Source organism: Protofrankia sp. Cj3 (genome assembly GCF_917627355.1).
Classification (GTDB): domain Bacteria; phylum Actinomycetota; class Actinomycetes; order Frankiales; family Frankiaceae; genus Protofrankia.
Window position 1 is genome coordinate 1 of the sequence record NZ_CAKJTR010000106.1, and the last position, 17,673, is coordinate 17,673.

Below are 17,673 nucleotides of genomic sequence, written 5' to 3' on the forward strand. Positions count from 1 at the left end.
GGTGACCCGCAGGTCGTAGCGAACGAGGTCAACGACGAGCTTCACGAAACCCAGCCCCATGATCCATAAGGCGATCGGCATCAGCACCCTGATCGGGTCGAAGTACATGACCATCCGCAGCACCTGCAGGATGTACCGGCGCGCGTCCCGGAACGGGTGGAACTTGCTCGTGCCCGACCGCTTCGCGTAACCGATCGGTATGTAGTCGACGGGGTGCTGATTCGCCAGGAAAGCCATCGTGATCGTCGTGACACAGGAGAATCCGGGCGGCAGCAGCCGCAGGTACGGAAGGGACACATCCCGCCGGAACGCCCGCAGACCCGAGTTCAGATCGGGAATCTTCATCCCGGTCAGACGCTGCGCGAGCATCCGGATGAACCACTTGGCCGGCACCCGTGCCCATTTGTGCGTCCCCTGCTCGGTGGTGCGCGCGCCCACGACCTGGTCGACCTCGGGGTTGGCGACAAGGTGGTGGACGAACTCCGGAATCCGCTCGTTCGGATAGGTCATGTCCGCATCGGTCCAGACCACGATCGTCCCCCGGGCATCCTGCGTGCCGATGCGGCGTGCGGTACCCGATCCACCGTTGCGGCGAAACGAAATCAGCCGCATCCGCGGGAAGCGGCACATCGCACTACGTAATAGGACGACGGAGTCATCGGTCGACTTGTCGTCGATGACCAGCACTTCATAGCTGTAGTCGCTCGCATCCATGGCGGCGGTGATCCGCTCCAGCTCATGGAGAATATGATCTTGTTCGTTGTAACACGGAAGAACGATGGTCACGTATGGCGCGGCAGCCGCCTCCGCCACCGGTCCGCCGCTGGATCGCTGCCGGTTCACGGTATGTGTATCCGCGGCCACGGTGCTCCGCTCCGGAGTACTCGCGGCCGCGGCACCCGTAATCGGGACACCCGTAGCCGGGACACCCTGCGTTGACACGTGCGGACCGACAGCCGCGCAAACAACGACAGGTGCATGGAGAACACTGACACTCACGTCGACGCCGCTCCTGAAATTCAGCCGGAAACCATGCGTTCACCGGTATCACCGGTATCACCGGACCGCTCACGGATCGTCGGGCTGAATACCCCTCGCCTCCCTTGTATGCGCTTGGCGCCCAGGGTTGCACGGCCTGCCTGAACACCGGCGAAGGAGGCCTCTTCAGTGTCGCCGCGGCACCCTGATCACACCGTCGTCAGCCGGCCGGCACCCCCTTGAGGCCACCGGGCGCATGAAAGACGCCACGGTCGCGCCTCCTTCGTCCTACTAGCGTCCTACTAGGCTTACCGACCATGAGTGGGCTCAGTGATCGTCTCGGCAGTCATCTCAGGACACTTGACCGGCAGTTCGTCAACGACTTTCGCGAATACGCCCGAAACGTCAGGGCGCTGCGCGCCGGGCGGGAGACGTCCGCGCGCTCCTTCACGGCGGGGCTGCGCTACCCAGTCGCGCATGGGCAGCCGATCTGGACCGGATCGCCGACCGTCATCGAGGGGCACGAACGTATCGAGTTCGCCGAGGGGGCGGCCCTTCGGATCGGCCTCGGGCCGTTCGGGATCTCGACCCGGCGGGACGTGTCCGTGCTGCGGATCCATCCCGAGGGACGGCTGCGCTGCGAGGGCGTCGTGTCGGTGCAGCGCGGGGCGCGCATCGTGGTGGATTCCGGCCTGTTGCAGCTCGGCCACAACACCAATATCAACGGCTTCGCGAAGATCCTGGTTCGGGAACGGGTGAGTATCGGCGCCGGCTGCAATATCTCCTGGAACACCCAGATCCTCGACAACGATTTCCACCCCATGACCGTGGACGGGGTGGAGCAGCCGATGAGCGCCCCGGTGATCCTGGAGGACCGCGCCTGGATCGGCACCGGGGCGATCATCCTGAAGGGCGTGACGATCGGCGAGGGCGCGGTCGTCGCCGCGGGCGCCGTGGTGGCCCGTGACGTCCCACCGAAGACGATCGTCGCGGGCTCGCCAGCCAAGGCCGTCGGCCCGGTCGATTCCTGGCGGTAGTCCGCCGCGGGCCGCCAGCCGAATCATGAGAGAGAACGACACATCCCCAGGCTATCACCGAAAGTATCTTTTCCGATACTTAGAGTTGTTAGACTGTCTGGCGTCGATCAGATGAGAACGAATCGGGGCCCGTATGAGCGTCATGGGTGTGCGGGAGGCCGCGAACAGCCGGAAGGCCCCAGCCTCGTGTCCGCTCTGATCCAGGCCCGGCCCGGGGCCTCGGCAACCACCACAACGGATGAATCAGCCGGTGGTGACGCTGGTATCGAACGCTTCGGCCCGCTGCCGGCACTGCGCCGGACCCCAGGCCACATCTGGCTGGTCACCAGCCTTTTCGGCCTGCTGCTCGCATCCTGGTCCGTGCTGGTGCCGCAGTACCACGCACCGGACGAACCGAACCAGGTCGACGCGGTCATGCGACTCGTCCAGGGCGATGGCTGGCCGCGGCCGGGCAACGCCTTCGTGACGGCCGACGGAGTCGGCGCCATAGCGGCGTCACCATTCGGTAGCCACGCATACCCTTACCAGCTGACAGTCGATCCGATCCCCGCGCGGGACGCGGTACCGCGTCACCTGCGGCCCGCCTGGGACAAGCTTGCCACCGCCGGGCAGCCGCCGGGTTCCATCCAGCAGATCGTCCAGCATCCGCCCCTGTACTACTGGGTGAACGCGGCGATCCTCACCACGCTCCCCAGCGGCGGAGACACCCTGCGCTGGGATGTGACGATCGGCCTGCTACGAATGATCAGCGTGTTGATGCTGACGCCACTTCCACTGATCATCCACGCGACCGCCCGCCGCCTGCGCCTGCCCCCGGCCGCCGCGACGGTCGCGGCGCTGACGCCCTTCGCCGTGCCGCAGCTGCTCCACATCGGTTCCAGCGTCAACAACGACAATCTGCTGATCCTGTTGGGCGCGCTGGTCACGGCGGCGGTCGCCCACATACTGGGCGGAGACACCTCGGCGCGGACCGCGACGTGGACCGGGCTCCTCACCGGCCTGGCGCTGCTCACGAAATCCTTCGCGGTGGTGCTGGTTGTCATGGTCGGCGCCGCGTACGTGGCTGTCCGGCTACGTGGCACCCGCCTGCCCTGGCGGTCCATCGCGCTCTGCGGCACGATGATCATTACTGCCGGTGGCTGGTGGTGGCTGGTCAATATGATCAGATGGGGTACGTTCCAGCCGAGCGTGCCGGGCTTCCCACCTGGGCAGTACGTCGGATCGGACTGGACCGTCTACTGGAGCTGGATGTCAACGGGCCTGCTGGGCCGCTGGTGGGGCTCGATCGGATGGTACGAGGTCGAGCTGCCGTTGCCGCTGGTACTCGCCGCCTCGGGTGTCGTGATCGGGCTTGCCGCCTGCGCCGTGATCCGCGCTTCCGGCTGGACGAACCGGAGCAGCCTGCTGTTCATGCTGTGGCCGACCTTCGCCCTGCTGGTCGTCGTCGGAGCCGGGGCCGCCGTTCATGTGGCACGCACCGGACACATCACGGGGATCTCCGGCCGGTACCTGTTCATGGGCATCAGCGGAGTAGCCGTGCTGGTCGGCGCCGGAAGCGCCGCCCTCGGGCCCCGCTCTGCCCGCTGGATGCCGCTCGCGCTCCTGACCGCCGCCGCCGGCATGCAGACAGAGTCGATCAAAGCGGTCGTCGACTACTTCTGGCGGCCGCGCGCGGGCGGTGCCATTGACGCCTGGCAGGCGATGGCCGCCTGGTCACCGTGGCCGGCGGTAGCGGTGGCGGTCTGCTTCGCGATGACCGCCGTCCTCACGGTCGTGACCGCGGCGGCGCTGGCACGCGCCTGCCGTGAACGGACGGGCAGCCTCGCCCCCGTGGCAGCACCGGCCGGGCCAGGACTGCCGCCGGCCGGACCGGACACGCTCTCCACCGCCGGGATCGAGCTGATCGATACCCGCCGGCTCAACGCGTCCGTTCGGCAGTGCCAGGGCCCTGAGCTGCCACCGGTCGTGTCGTTGTCAGGAAATGTCACGATGCTCGGGCGGTCAGGTAGCCGGTGGCCCCTGCCAGCGCGCGGTGCCCGCCCCGCCAACGACCGCCCCGCCAGCCCGGCGGCAGCAAGCCAGAATGACGACCTGAAACAGGCCGAAGGTGGTGCGGGCCCACCCAAAAGGTAAACACGTGCGCGTACGCTGCGGAGAGAGGCAGTGTCCGAGGCCAGGGCATAGCAAGATTATTACCAGGAGGGCCCGGGTGTCCCTGTCATCCTCGCCACCCCGCGGGTCCGCGGACCTGTCCACGCCGCTTACTCCCGCCGACCCGCCCAGCCTGGGTCGCTACGTGTTGCTGGGCCGCCTCGGCGAAGGTGGTATGGGCACGGTCTACCTGGGGCGCGGACCGGATGACCGGCTGGTCGCGGTCAAGGTGATCCGAGCGGAATTCGCCCGTATCCCCGAGTTCCGGGCGCGGTTCCGCCGGGAGGCCGCCCTCGCCCAATGGGTCGCCCGGTTCTGCACGGCCGAGGTTCTCGACATGGTGGACCCCAGCGACGCCGCGCCCTACCTGGTCACCGAGTACATCGACGGTCCCACCCTGACGCAGGCCGTGGCCGCTGGCGGTCCGTTGCAGTCGGCCGATCTCGAACGGGTCGCGGTCAGTGTCGCCGCCGCCCTCACCGCCATTCACGCGGCCGGCCTGATCCACCGGGATCTGAAACCGTCCAACGTCCTGCTCTCACCGCTGGGGCCACGGGTCATCGACTTCGGGATCGCCCGCGCCGTGGAGGCGGAAACAGTCATCAGCAAGGAACTGCGCGTCGTCGGCACGCCGGCCTTCATGGCCCCGGAACAGGCCAGCGGGGGGCCGGTCACCGCGGCCGCCGATATCTTCTCCTGGGGCGGGCTCGTCGCCTTCGCGGGAACCGGGTCGTACCCTTTCGGGGCAGGCTCGACGGACGCCCAGCTCTATCGGGTCGTCCACCATGAGCCGAACCTGGACGGCCTGCCCGACATGCTGCGCGACGTTGTCAAAGCGGCGATGCACAAGGCTCCCGACGCGCGACCGAACGCCCAGGAGCTGCTGATTCGCCTGGTCAACCTGGGTACGGTCGCCAAGTCCGACCCGCAGATCACCCAGTTCGTACGGAACGCGCCAGCATCCCCAGCACCGCTCCAGACAACGCTGCCGGACGACAGCGCGGCCAAGGAACCACCGGCACCGGTACCGGCCAAACCACCGACACCAGCACCCGTACCAGCCAAACCACCAGCGACGGTCAAGGCAACCGTGCCGGCACCAGCCGTACCAGCACCACCGGCACCAGCCAAACCACCCGCACCACCAGCACCCGCACCCGCACCACCAGCACCAGCACCAGCACCAGCCAAACCACCCGCACCACCGGCACCAGCACCCGTACCAGCCAAACCAGCGGCGACCAGAACCGCCGGTGGCCGGCTCACGATGCGCCGGCCGCCCGGCCCGGATGACGATCGGCGCCGGCTCCAGCTCCGCTGGCACGCTCCGCGCACCAGGGTGATGGCGCTGGTCGCCAGCGCCATCACCCTGGTGGTCGCCGCCGCCATCACGATCACGGCGGTGATGTCCTCCGGCGGAGCCAGGACCGATGTCCGGGGGCGGGCCGATGTCGCACGGAAAGTCGCGGCGAACGCCGACGCGACCCGCGCTGTCGACCCCGCGCTGGCCGCCCGGCTCAGTCTTGCGGCATATCGCATCTCGCCAGTTCCCGCGGCGCGGGCCAGCCTGATCACATCGTTCGCGGGACGGTATGCCACGCCGCTGACCGGTCACACCGGATCCGTCCTCGGCGGAGCGCTCAGCCCCGACGGCAACATCTTCGCGACCGCGAGCGCGGACCGGACCGTCCGGCTCTGGGACATCACCAGGCCGACCCGACCGGCCCTGCTCACGGTCATAACCGGCCACACCGACTGGGTCCTGGCGGTCGCGTTCAGCCCGGACGGCCGCACCCTGGCCACCGGCGGTTTCGACGGCACCGCCAGGCTGTGGAACGTCACCGATCCAAGCCATCCGGCGGCCCAGGCGACCTTGACCGGGCACAACGCGCATGTCCGGGACGTCACGTTCAGCCCGGACGGGCGGCTGCTCGCGACCGCCGGGGACGACAACACCGCCCGTCTGTGGGACGTGACCAACCGGGCCCGGCCACGGCAGCTCCAGGTGCTCGCCCGCCATCAGAGCTGGGTACAGGACGTCACGTTCAGCCCCGACGGGCGGCTGCTGGCGACCGCGAGCGCCGACAACACCGCCCGCCTGTGGGACGTCAGCAACCCCGCCCAGGCGGTTCCGCTGGCCTCCCTCAACGGCCACACCAACTTCGTGTGGTCGGTCGCCTTCAGCCCGGACGGGAACACCCTGGCGACCGGGAGCTACGACGGCACGGCCCGGCTATGGGACGTGCGCAATCCGCGGGCCCCGACGAACCGAACAACGATCAAAGCGGATCCCACCTGGGTCTACGACACCGCGTTCAGCCGCGACGGCCACACACTGGTCACCTCCGGCTGGGACACCACCGCGCGCCTGTGGGACGTCTCCGATTTTGATCATCCGCTGCCGCTAGGGACGATCAGCGGTCAGACCGACTGGGTCCAGGGAGTCGTCCTCAGCCCCGACGGCCACACGTTGATCACATTCAGCGACGACCGGACCGCGCGTATCGCGAACATCGACCCGGCCGCGCTCGTCGCCCAAGCCTGCGCCGACAGCGGCAACCGCCTGAGCGCCGCCGAGTGGCGTGAGCACATCCCTGACCTGCCCTACTCCGGAATGTGCTAGGGAACTACCTCTGGTAACCAGGTTTCTCGATATCAATCACCAATGGTTATCGGTAACCGGTACCGGTTACCGATAACCACGCAGCAGCAACCTGGCAGCCCGCAGTCGCGGATCAGCGGCCCTGCTCCTGAGCGCGGCGCCCGCCGTACGGGCCGCGTGTATCAGCGCCGGCTCGTCAACAGGCGGCCTGTGGGGCCTTGCGACGCGCGCGAGCGGCCACGACCGCGAGCTCCTGGCACCCAGCGCCGCCCGCAGCTGTTGTGCCGCGCCGCGCTCGGCTTCCAGCGCGCGTTCGGCCTGAGCCAGCGCATCGAGCAGGCTGAGCTCGCGCGCCGCGTGCTCGGCCAGGGTCGCGTCGAAACGCGCCCACTCCCGCTGCCGGCGCCGGGCCGCCTCAGTCATCTCGTCCTGCATGCGGATCACGTAAAGATAAAGATCCAGACGGTTACGTTCCATCCGGGTCAACAGGCTGTTGCGGACCCAGGGAATCAGCAGCTCCTCCACCCGGGCTGCCCAGGACGCCCGCCGGTCCACCACGACGCCCAGGCCGAAGATCGGTGAAACCAGGTGAAAACGCAGTTCAGGCCGATCCGCGATGAAATCCTCCACCGCGGTGCGGACGCCGTTGCGGGGACCGCCTTCGGTCAACGCCCAGGCGAACGCGCCTTCGCCGCGGAAACCGCCACGTACGGCCTCCGCGCTGTCCAGCCGTACGCCGTGATCCCACGAGTAGGGCTGCCGGTCACGCCGCGGGATCCGGCTGGGCACGTAGTACTGGTCACGACGGCCCGCGGGCCAGCCCACATCATGCAGGATGACCAGCGGAAAATGGCTGCCGCCGTGGGCGCGGACCGCCTCGTCGACAGTGCGCAGCTCGGCGGACACCGTGGGGAAGTTGTGGTCACCGTCGATCAGATAGGCATCGGCCAACGGAAGTCCGTCAAGGGCCTGCGGGCTGTAGCCGCGTACCGTCACGACCTCGACGGTCTCACCCGAGTCGGGGAGGCCACGAGGATCGGGATCGACGATCAGGAGCCGGCCACCACCGTGACGTCGCAGCATGTCCACGAGCAGGGAGCTGGTGACACCGCTTTCCGAACCGATCTCAACGACGCTGCGTGCCCGCACAGCCTCCACCAGCGGCAACCACACCTCACGGAGCTCGGCGAGGGAATGCAGCAGCAACGGTTGGAGCGTCCGCTCGGTGACAGCTTCAACGGTGCCGTCCGAGGCATCGCCGGCACCGGGTTCGCCCGCGCGGGGAACGGGCTGATCCCCACGTGGCCCGCCGAACCACGGCGACGCGTCGGTGACCGGGCCAGCACCCGATCCGGCCGCGCCCGCGGTGTCTTCGCCCGCGCTGCCTTCGTCAGCAATGCCTGCACCCGCGCCGCCGTCGTCCGCGGTGCCTTCGTCAGCGCCTTTGTCCACAGTGACCTCGTCCACAATGACCTCGCCCACTCGTCCGCTCGTCCGTTCGTCCACGGCGACCGGTCTTACCCCACATCAGTATCTTCAGCCTGATACGGAATCAGGATGGGAGCGGTCAGAAACGGCCGTCGAGTTCACGCAGCAGCCGGCGCGCGGCCCGGCGCGGCAACGGCGTCGCCTCGGCCGAACGGGGGGCGAGCGTCAACGGGCCGGAACCGATCGCCAGCCAGCCGAAGGCCATCTCGACATCGATGGCGTATGTTGCCGCGAGATGCGCCTGTGACACCGGATCGATGACGTAGATGAGCTGCGGGTCGTCGCTGTTGACCTCGATCAGATTCGGCTGCAGTACCCGCGCCCCCACCAGATGCAGCCGCTCTTCCCCGACCACCGAGGTCATCGTCACCAGGTGGGGCTCGGCCAGGTTGTTGAGGTGGAAGGACAGCCGCAGCCAGTCCAGCCGCATCAGACCACGCCGGCCGGCCGGGTCGATGCGCACCCGGCGGACACCGACCCCGTCGACCCGCAGGCGCACCCACGACAGCCCGTCCCGAGCGGACCGGGTGAGCGCGGACTCCTTCGGGCCGTTGACGAAGTCGCTGCCGGTGTCGACATAGACCTCGACGGGCCCCGCGGCAGCCTCCGGGGAGACCTCCGCCGCGTCGATCCCGGCATTCGCAGCCAGCCCACTGACAACGGCAAGGGGCCGGTTCGCCACAGCCGCGACCCCGGCCGGCCAGTAGAGCTCCTGCATCGGGATCTTTTCAAGATCAGCGGCTGTGAGATACGGCATCCGGCGCAGCAGGTCAGCGGGCAACAGCCCCTCGGACACATCCGAACCGAAGTTGTCATCGTGCGCCCAGACGCCGAACGCGAGCGCCTCCTGAGAGGTAGGCCGGGTCACGAACCGCGCGAGCGTGCGCAGCGCCGCCGACCGCGCCCCGTCCTGGAGAAGGGACGGCATCAGCGTCTCCGACCGGCGGTAGCGCAACCACTCCCGCTGGTAGGCGAGTACCCCGTCCTGGACGGCAACCCGCTGCGCGACCTGCGTGCGGGTGGTGTGGTCGGGGCCGAGCAGCGGGTTGTGGTCCTCGTCAAAACCGATCAATGAGCCGGTATCGGGCATGCAGAGCTGCTCGAGCACCTCAGGACTGCGCATCACCTGGCTGAACAGGGCGTCGGGTTCGCCGCCGGAGGCGACATAGCCCTCCAGGCGCAGCCCGGCAAGACGGTGCGCCTGCGAGCCCGAACTCGTCGCCAGGTAGAGGCCCACGACCTCCACCTCGCGGCCGCAGGCATGCAGCAGTCGTTGCAGCAGCGCCTGGATGGTGCCGCCCCAGCCGAGATCGACGACGACCACCGTGCCCGCCGTGCCGAGATGGGAGTCCAGGTAGCGCAGGAAGCGCTCCCGCAGCCGGCTGGCGGTGAGCACGATCTCGCCACGCACCCGCTCGTCACCGCACAGGATCTCCAGCGTTTCGGAGAGCAGGCCCGGGACGTCAAGGCGCCGGCTGGCCAGCGCGGACAGTCCCGCCACTTCCTCCAGGCCCACTCCGAGCTGGCGCAGCAGCTGGCCGACGCTCGGCGGGTGCCGGCGCGCCAGGAACCCCCGCAGCTCCTCGGGGGTGCCCTCGTAGACGTTGGCCAGCGCGCACACGTGGCGCGAGGCCCACAGCGTGGACGCCTCGATGCCGACGTCACCGGCCGGCTCTTCGAGCACCCGGGCGAGGAACGCCCCTTCGCGCATCAGGCAGTGGACGCGGTCGACCCCGTACTCCCGCGCCCGCTGGGCGGCCCACTCACCGAAACCGGTGAACACCGGGCCGAAGACGGTCGCACCGGTCTCCCAGTGCCGGCGCAGGCCCGGGGGAACCGCGGCGGCGTCGGCACGGTGCAGCGTGCGGGCGCGAAGCGCGGTCATACCGTAGTCGCCGGCCACCGGGTCGATCGCGGTGTCGGAGGTTGGTCCGCCGCGCAGCCCTTCCAGGGTGAGCGTCGCCGCCAGCTCGCCCGAGTACTTGGGGTAGTGCACCGCGATGATGCCGTGCTCCCGCGCGCCCTCGACGTCCGCCACCGGGTTGTCACCGAGGTGGATGACCCGGGAGGGCGCCACGCCCGCGGCGGCCAGCACATGAGTGAACAAGCCGTCGCTCTTGCCCACACCAGCGTCGCTGGAGGTGAGGATCCGGGTGAATCTGATCCCGGCGAGTTCTGGCCGGCGGAGCAGCCGGCGGAGCTGCTCCGGGGAGAAATAGGTGTCCGAGACCAGGTACACGGGCCGGCCGAGCTTGGTGATGACGAGCTCGGCGAGCTCGGCGACGGCGAGGTCGGCCCGGCAGACGTCACGCTCGAGGTCGACCTCCATGGTGATCATGTCGTCAACGGCGCCGCTGCCGGGGATGGCGGGCATGAGCACCGACCAGATTTCGTCGAGACGTGCCTCCAGCGTGCCCCGCGCCGCCTGCGCGTGTTGGCGGGCACGGGTCTCCGCGTGCACCCGGAGCTGAGCGAACTGTCCCGCGCTCACGGCCGGCGGCAGCAGGCCGGCCGTGACAAGACGGCGCCCGAGCAGCAGGAAGGCATGGGTGGGTTCGGGAACCAGCCGGAACAGCAACGTGTCGAACACGTCCAGGGTGAGGACCTCGGCCCCACCGGACTCCAGCTGGGACCAGACCTCACGAATCCGGACGTCGGTGAACACGGGCGTCCTCCACCGGCAGCCACCACGGCCGCCTCCGACGGGCCGGCTGGTGCCCGGGTGCTTCTCGGACGGCGGCCGGCCAGAGCTGAATGAACGGGCCGATACTATGGATCGGCTCTGGGGCTGTGGCCACCGGAGTGCCCTACCCGCGAGTACCTCGCTTCGAGATATCTTGCGTATGCCCTGCCGGGTTATACCCCGCGCGGCCGGTACGGCAGGTCGTTTTCAGCGAATCAGTACCGATTTTGCCACATCTTGGCGCGGCTCACGGAAGGTTGTCGGTGTCGAACCTGGTTGACGAGTGGTCCGCACCCGCGACCCAGCGGGACGGCCGGCGCCCCGGCACCCGGGGGCGCGACGGGCAGGAGTCGCGGATGCTCGCGCGCCGCAGCCGGGCCCAGACCCGGGTCCGCTGGGAACTGCTGCGCAACCTGATCCGCAAGGACCTCAAGGTCAAATACAAGGGGTCGACACTCGGTTTTGCCTGGTCACTGGCGAACCCGCTGCTGCTGCTGGCCGTCTACACCCTTGTCTTCCAGGTCATCATGAGCGCCGGAGTACCCCGGTTCGGGGTGTACCTGATGTCCGGCCTGCTGATCTGGAACGCCTTCTCGGCGAGCGTGTCATCGGCATCCGGCAGCGTGGTCTTCAACGCGAACCTCGTGAAGAAGGTCCGGTTTCCGCTGCCGGTGCTGCCGCTTTCCGCCGTCGGGTTCGCCCTCGTCCACTTCGTTCTCCAGCTGATCGTGCTTTTCGTGGTGGTCGCGGCGCTGGGCTACAGCTTTGTCGGCCTCCAGCTGTTCCTGCTCCTGCCCGCGTTCGCCATAGCAATGATCTTCACTGTCGGCCTGTCCATGCTCGTGTCGGGCCTCAACGTCCGCTACCGCGATACCGAGCATCTCCTGGAGGTGGCGCTGCTCGCGTGGTTCTGGCTCAACCCGATCGTGTATCCGGTCGGGCTGATCCACAAGCTGCTGCGCGAGTGGACGTGGATCTACTTCCTCAATCCGATGGCGACGGTGGTCGCGACCTTCCAGCGAGCGATCTACAAAGGGCCGTCCGTGAACCCCGCCACCGGGCAGGGCATCCTCGCCGACCCCGGGTACCTCTTCTACCTTGAGCACCTTGCCATCGCGGGCGTGATATCGCTGGGCCTGCTCTGGTTGGGCATACACGTGTTCCGCAGGATGCAGGCCGACTTCGCGGAAGACCTCTAGAGACGGGCGACAGACGTGTCAGCGCAGCAGTCACCGGCTGAACCGGCCGTCATCGAGGCGTCGGGGAACATCGCCGTGACCCCCGCACCGCCGGATACGCCATCGGTCGGCGACGCGGGGGTGAGTACCCCAGTCGTGATCCAGGCGACCGGCGTGGGGAAGAAATTCGTCTCCTACCACCGGCGGGCGACCAGCCTGAAAGAGCTGTTCGTGCGCCGCGGGCGCACCCATGGAGACGACTTCTGGGCGCTGCGCGACATCGACGTGGAGATCGGGCGCGGCCAGACCGTGGGGCTGGCCGGGGCGAACGGCTCCGGCAAGTCCACGTTGTTGAAGGTGCTGGCCGGAATCCTGCGCCCAACCCAGGGCGATGTCTCTGTCACTGGAAGGATCGCCTCCCTGCTGGAGCTCGGGGCTGGCTTCAACGGCGAGCTCACCGGCCGGGACAACGTCTACCTGAACGCGTCCCTGCTGGGCCTGTCCCGCCGCGAGATCGACCGGATGTTCGACTCGATCGTCGACTTCGCCGAGCTCCCCCACAAGATCGATGATGAGGTCAAGCACTACTCGTCCGGCCAGTACGTCCGGCTTGGGTTCGCGGTGGCCGTCCACGTGGACCCGGACGTCCTGCTCGTCGACGAGGTGCTCGCGGTCGGGGACGAGGCGTTCCAGAAGAAGTGCCTGGCGAAGATCGACGCTTTCCGGGCCGAGGGCCGCACAATCTTGTTCGTCACCCACTCGCTGGATCTGATCGAGAGCATGTGCGACCGCATCCTGGTCCTGGAATCCGGATCAATGATCTTTGACGGCGCACCGGCCGTGGGCACCCGGCTACTGCGGCAGCGGCTCGGCAGCCTGTCCTCGGACGGCCCGGTGCCGCACGAGTTCGCCGTTGCGCGGCCCGTCTCGGTGACCTTCAGCCGCGACCCGGGCGGGCCGCCCCAGGTCCAGTTCAACCCCGGCGACAGGCTTACCGTCAGCATCGCCCTCGACGTCACCGAGCACGCGCCGGAACGCCTCTACCTGCACACCTATGCTCTCGGCCCGCATGAACTGCCGGTCTGGCTGATGGAGACGCCGCCAGGTGGTGTGCCCTGCGCCGCCGGCACCCTGACCGTGGACTTCACCGTGCCAGCGCTGCCTGAGCTGCTCGGCGCGTTCGCGATCAGCGTGCACGTCTCCGACGCCGCGACCGGGGCCGAGCTCACCAGACGGAGGTTCGAGGACCTGTTCGGGATCAACGGATCGCAGGCCGGTGGCCTGCTCAAAATCGACTACGAGACGGGAGCCCGCCCATGAGCGCCCCGGGGACCGCGGCCGCTGGCGCTGGCGACGCGCCCCGGGCACGATCGCGTCGCCTCCAGCCCGTCAGCGCCCAGGACAGCGGCACCCAGAACGGCGGCACCCAGGACGGCGGCGCCGGGCCGCTGGCGACCGTTGTGATCGTCAACTGGAACGGCGCGCATCTGCTGCCCGCGTGCCTGGACGGGACAGCCAAGCAGGTGACCGACTTCGCCTTCGAGACCTGGGTGGTCGACAACGCCTCGCGGGACTCCTCCAGGACCCTGCTGGCCGAGCGCTACCCATCGGTCCGGCTCGTCCCGTCCGAGGTGAACCTCGGCTTCGCCGGTGGCAACAACCTCGCGCTCCGGATGATCACAACCCCCTACGCCGTCCTGCTCAACAACGACGCCGTCCCCGAACCCGACTGGTTGGCCAACCTGCTGGCCCCGTTCACGGCCGCCGGCGGTGAACAGCTCGGCGCGGTCACCGGCAAGGTGGTGTTCCTCCCCCGCTTCCTCCGGCTGCGGCTGTCGACCGCGACCTTCACGCCGGGTCCGCACGACTCCCGCGCGCTCGGTGTCCGGATCTCGTCGGTGACGGTCAACGGCCGGGAGGTCCTGCGCGAGGTCCTGTGGGAGAAGCTGACCTTCGGCGCGGAAGGCGGCGCGGCCGCGCCGTTCTTCTGGACCCGCGGCGACGGTGAGCTTTGTGTCCCGGTGCCCGAGGGCGGCCCGGTCACCCTCGGTTTCACCTGGTCCAGCGAGGCCCCCAAGCCGGTCACACTGAGCTGGGACGGCGGCAGCGCCACCCTGGCCACCGACACCGAACCGTCCACCGTGGAACTGGCCGTCCCCAGTGACGTGACCCGCGTCGATGTGATCAACAACGTCGGCGGGATCGTGCTGCGGGACGGCTACGGTGCCGACCGCGGCTACCAGCAGATCGACAGCGGACAGTTCGCCGAGGCCGAGGAGGTGTTCACCGCCTGCGGTAACGGCATGGCCATCCGCACGGAGCTCGGGCGGGAACTCGGCTGGTTCGATGACGACTTCTTCCTCTACTACGAGGACACCGATCTGTCCTGGCGCATCCGCGCCCACGGGCACACCATTCGCTATGTCCCGGCCGCGGTCGTACGGCACGTGCACTCCGCGTCAAGCGTGGAGTGGTCGCCGCTGTTCGTCTTCCACACCGACCGTAACCGGTTGCTGATGCTCACCAAGAACGCAAGCGCCCGGATCGCCGTGGGCGCGGTCGGCCGCTACCCGCTCACAACCGCCTCGATGGCCATCCGAGCGGTCCGCCAGGCATGGGCCGCCCGTAGCCGGCCCGCGCTGCGGCCGACCATCCTGCGGCTGACAGTGATGGCGTCCTACCTGCGGCTGCTACCGGTGATGCTGGGCCGGCGGCGCGCGATCACGCGCACCGCGGCGGTAGGCCACCGCGAGCTGGAGACCTGGCTGGCATCGCGATGACCACACCAGTGCCCACGCAGCGCAACCAGCGCAACCAGGAAGAACGGAGCCCGACCACCGGCCACAGCGGCCGGCCCGGACCAGCCAGCGGGCTGCGGGCCGCCGTCTACAACAGGTTCTGGCACTCGATGGGCGGCGGGGAACGCCACAACGGGATGATCGCTCAGGTGCTCGCCGCCGAGGGTGCCCAGGTGGACATCCTCGGCCATGCTGAGGTCGACCTGACAGCTATCGCCGAGCATCTTGGGCTCGACCTGTCCGGCTGCCGCTACCGCCTGCTGCCCGACCGGGGCGACGAGGCCATAGCCGAGCTCAGCGCCGACTACGACCTGTTCGTCAACGGCTCGTACATGAGCCGGCTGATCCCGCGCTCGCGGCATGCGGCACACCTGTGCTTCTTCCCGACACCGGCCGATCACGATGCGCCCGGATGGCGCAAGGCCGCCATCCGGGTATGTGGCCCGCTGCTGCGCGGCGTCCGTCCAGCCGTTGGATACGGTACCGGCTGGTACCCTCCGGAAGGAGGGCGGCGCAGACAGTGGATCTGGACGAACGGCGCGGGGGTCCTCGCGGTTTCGGCCGGCGGCGAACGGGAGCTGCGCGCTGACATCGGCCGGCCCGGGGCGACCGGCATGGTACGGCTGCGCGTTCAGGACGCCCACGGTGAGCTCCTCGCCTCCGTGGAGATCGACGAGTCGTTCAAGCCGGTCGCGGTGCCGTTGCCCGCGTCATCCGCCGGCAGCGAGCTGACGCTGGTCAGCGACACGTTCACACCGGGTTCCGCCACCGCGGGCATCCCCGCGCCGGGCACCGTCGCGCCGGGCATCCCCGCTTCCCGGGACCTGCGCCAGCTCGGCGTGGCGGTCAGCCGGCCGCGCGTGACCGACCAACGCGACGGTGCCCGGGCCCTGCTCGCGTCGCGTTTCCCCTGGCTGCTGGCCAATCCGCGCGATCTGGGCTACCTCGACTCATACGACGTCGTGATGGCGAATTCGGTCTACACCCGGAGCTGGATCCGCCGGCTGTGGCATCGTGACGCGGCCATCCTCTACCCGCCGATCCAGGTGGAGCGTCTCGTCCCGGCTGAGATCCGGGAACGCGCGGTACTGACGGTGGGGCGCCTGTTCGCGCCCGGTCTCGGGCACGCCAAACGCCAGCTGGAAATGGTCGAGTGGTTCGGCGGGCTGTACCGTTCGGGTGCGCTGCCGGGCTGGCGGATGCACGTCGTCGGCGGCTGCGAGGAATCCCAGCTGCCCTACCTGGACAAAATTCGTGAAAGCGCCCGTGGCCTGCCGGTCGAGATCCATCCGAATGCGCCGCGCCATGAGGTCGAGCGCCTGCTGTCCACCTGTTCGATCTTCTGGTCCGCGACCGGGTACGGCGAGGACCCCGACCGCAGGCCATGGACGGCGGAGCATTTCGGGATGACCACGGTCGAGGCGATGGCGGGAGGCTGTGTACCAGTGGTGATCGACCGGGCCGGCCAGCGCGAGATCGTCCGGCATGGGCTCGACGGCCTACGCTGGACCTCCCCCGAACAGCTCGCCTCGTTCACCCGGCGCCTCGCCACCGAGGAGGGCATGCGGGCTCGCCTGGCCGCGAGCGCCGTGGCCCGCGCCCAGGAGTTCTCGGACGCGGCGTTCACCGACCGCTGGCGCGAGATCGCCGCTCGGCACCAGCTCTACGCCCGCCGCGCCAGCCCAGCCAGCCTGTCCCCCGACCCGGAAAGCCGAGACCGAAAGGATCGCGGCTGATGCGGGTCATCCTGGACGGCACGCCGTTACTCGGCACCCCCACCGGGATCGGCCGCTACACGGCCCACCTGCTCGCCGAACTGCCCGGCCTGCCCGGTCTGGACGTGGCAGCGACAGCGTTCACCTGGCGCGGGCTGGAGAATTTCGCTTCCGCCCTGCCACCAGGTGTACGCCCGGCCGCGCGCCGGGTTCCGGCCCGGATCGTGCGCGAGGCGTGGGCACACGGGGAACTGCCGAAACTGGAGTGGATGACCGGCGCGGCCGACGTGGTACACGCCACGAACTTCGTGCTGCCGCCACCGCGGCGGGCCCGCGGCGTGCTGACCATCCACGATCTGGCGTATCTGAAGCTGACCGGCACGGTCTCCACGGCCTCCGCACGTTATCGCGAGCTGGTTCCGCGTAGCCTGCGCCGTGCTGCCGCCGTCATCACCCCCAGCCAGGCGATCGCGACCGAGGCCATCGACACCTACCGGCTGGATCCGGAGCTGGTGACCGTGACACCGCTCGGCGTGGACGCCTCCTGGTTCAGCGCGTCGCCGCCGGCTGACCGCTGGCTTACGGCCCATGGCCTGCCCACCACGTACCTGCTTTTCGTCGGTACACGCGAACCGCGCAAGAACCTCCCCACCCTGCTGGAGGCGCTCCGCGGCCTGCACGCCGAAATCAGTGACGCCCCACCGCTGGTCCTGGTCGGGCCCGCCGGCTGGGGACCAGATCTTGATCTTTCTCGAGTGCCGGCCGGGACGGTCGTCAACGCCGGCTATCTCCGGACCGACGAGCTTCGCCGGCTGGTCGCCGGGGCCAGCGCGCTGTGCTTCCCCTCGTTCTACGAGGGGTTCGGCCTGCCGCCGTTGGAGGCGCTGGCGGCCGGGACCCCGGTGGTCGCGGCTGACATCCCGGCGGTCCGGGAGGTCGTCGGACCGATGTCCGGCAACACCGTGCGGCTGGCTCCACCGATGGATGCCGACGCGTTCACCGACGCCCTGATCGGCGTCCTCAAGGACGACATGGACCCAGAG

General features: G+C 69.0%; 11 protein-coding genes. 8 read left to right on the top strand and 3 right to left on the bottom strand.

Annotated features, from left to right (window positions below; translation table 11 throughout):
* On the bottom strand, window positions 1-843 hold an 843-nt coding region (locus MJ783_RS14955; RefSeq protein WP_239311058.1), incomplete at its 3' end, for a glycosyltransferase family 2 protein.
* A 452-nt stretch (window positions 844-1,295) separates the two neighbouring features.
* Between MJ783_RS14955 and MJ783_RS14960 the strand changes: the two genes are divergently transcribed.
* From MJ783_RS14960 to MJ783_RS14970, 3 genes are all read left to right on the top strand, one after another.
* Window positions 1,296-2,015, top strand: a complete 720-nt coding sequence (locus MJ783_RS14960) for a DapH/DapD/GlmU-related protein (RefSeq protein ID WP_239311052.1) — start codon at window positions 1,296-1,298, stop codon at window positions 2,013-2,015.
* A 186-nt stretch (window positions 2,016-2,201) separates the two neighbouring features.
* Window positions 2,202-4,148, top strand: a complete 1,947-nt coding sequence (locus MJ783_RS14965; protein WP_239311053.1) for a DUF2142 domain-containing protein — start codon at window positions 2,202-2,204, stop codon at window positions 4,146-4,148.
* A gap of 76 nt (window positions 4,149-4,224) precedes the next feature.
* Window positions 4,225-6,789, top strand: a complete 2,565-nt coding sequence (locus MJ783_RS14970) for a WD40 repeat domain-containing serine/threonine protein kinase (protein WP_370651637.1) — start codon at window positions 4,225-4,227, stop codon at window positions 6,787-6,789.
* A gap of 66 nt (window positions 6,790-6,855) precedes the next feature.
* Here the strand turns inward: MJ783_RS14970 and MJ783_RS14975 are convergent, their stop codons facing one another.
* The gene (locus MJ783_RS14975; RefSeq protein WP_239311054.1) at window positions 6,856-8,250 is read right to left on the bottom strand and encodes a class I SAM-dependent methyltransferase; all 1,395 of its coding nucleotides are present in this window, start codon (window positions 8,248-8,250) and stop codon (window positions 6,856-6,858) included.
* Between the two features lie 85 nt (window positions 8,251-8,335).
* Window positions 8,336-10,921, bottom strand: coding sequence for a haloacid dehalogenase (locus MJ783_RS14980; RefSeq protein WP_239311055.1), 2,586 nt, complete (start codon window positions 10,919-10,921; stop codon window positions 8,336-8,338).
* 281 nt (window positions 10,922-11,202) lie between these two features.
* Here MJ783_RS14980 and MJ783_RS14985 point away from each other — a divergent pair, with 281 nt between their 5' ends.
* From MJ783_RS14985 to MJ783_RS15005, 5 genes are all read left to right on the top strand, one after another.
* Entirely contained in the window at window positions 11,203-12,138 is a 936-nt protein-coding gene (locus MJ783_RS14985) for an ABC transporter permease (RefSeq protein WP_370651638.1), read from the top strand.
* 75 nt (window positions 12,139-12,213) lie between these two features.
* Window positions 12,214-13,437: an ABC transporter ATP-binding protein gene (locus MJ783_RS14990; protein ID WP_239311061.1), complete on the top strand. Its 1,224-nt coding sequence runs from the start codon at window positions 12,214-12,216 to the stop codon at window positions 13,435-13,437.
* A complete protein-coding gene (locus MJ783_RS14995; protein WP_239311056.1) occupies window positions 13,434-14,897 on the top strand; it encodes a glycosyltransferase family 2 protein in 1,464 nt (487 codons plus the stop codon). Before MJ783_RS14990 ends, MJ783_RS14995 begins: the two co-directional genes overlap by 4 nt.
* Entirely contained in the window at window positions 14,894-16,651 is a 1,758-nt protein-coding gene (locus tag MJ783_RS15000; RefSeq protein ID WP_370651639.1) for a glycosyltransferase, read from the top strand. Before MJ783_RS14995 ends, MJ783_RS15000 begins: the two co-directional genes overlap by 4 nt.
* Window positions 16,651-17,673 (top strand): glycosyltransferase family 1 protein (locus tag MJ783_RS15005; RefSeq protein ID WP_239311057.1); only part of this gene is annotated, 1,023 nt, incomplete at its 3' end. The genes MJ783_RS15000 and MJ783_RS15005, both read left to right, overlap by 1 nt.

What these genes read in the sequence shown, in the direction of transcription:
- MJ783_RS14960 (WP_239311052.1), top strand. Translation starts at nt 1,296, where the DNA reads ATGAGTGGGCTCAGTGATCGTCTCGGCAGTCATCTCAGGACACTTGAC.
- MJ783_RS14995 (WP_239311056.1), top strand. Translation starts at nt 13,434, where the DNA reads ATGAGCGCCCCGGGGACCGCGGCCGCTGGCGCTGGCGACGCGCCCCGG.
- MJ783_RS15000 (WP_370651639.1), top strand. Translation starts at nt 14,894, where the DNA reads ATGACCACACCAGTGCCCACGCAGCGCAACCAGCGCAACCAGGAAGAA.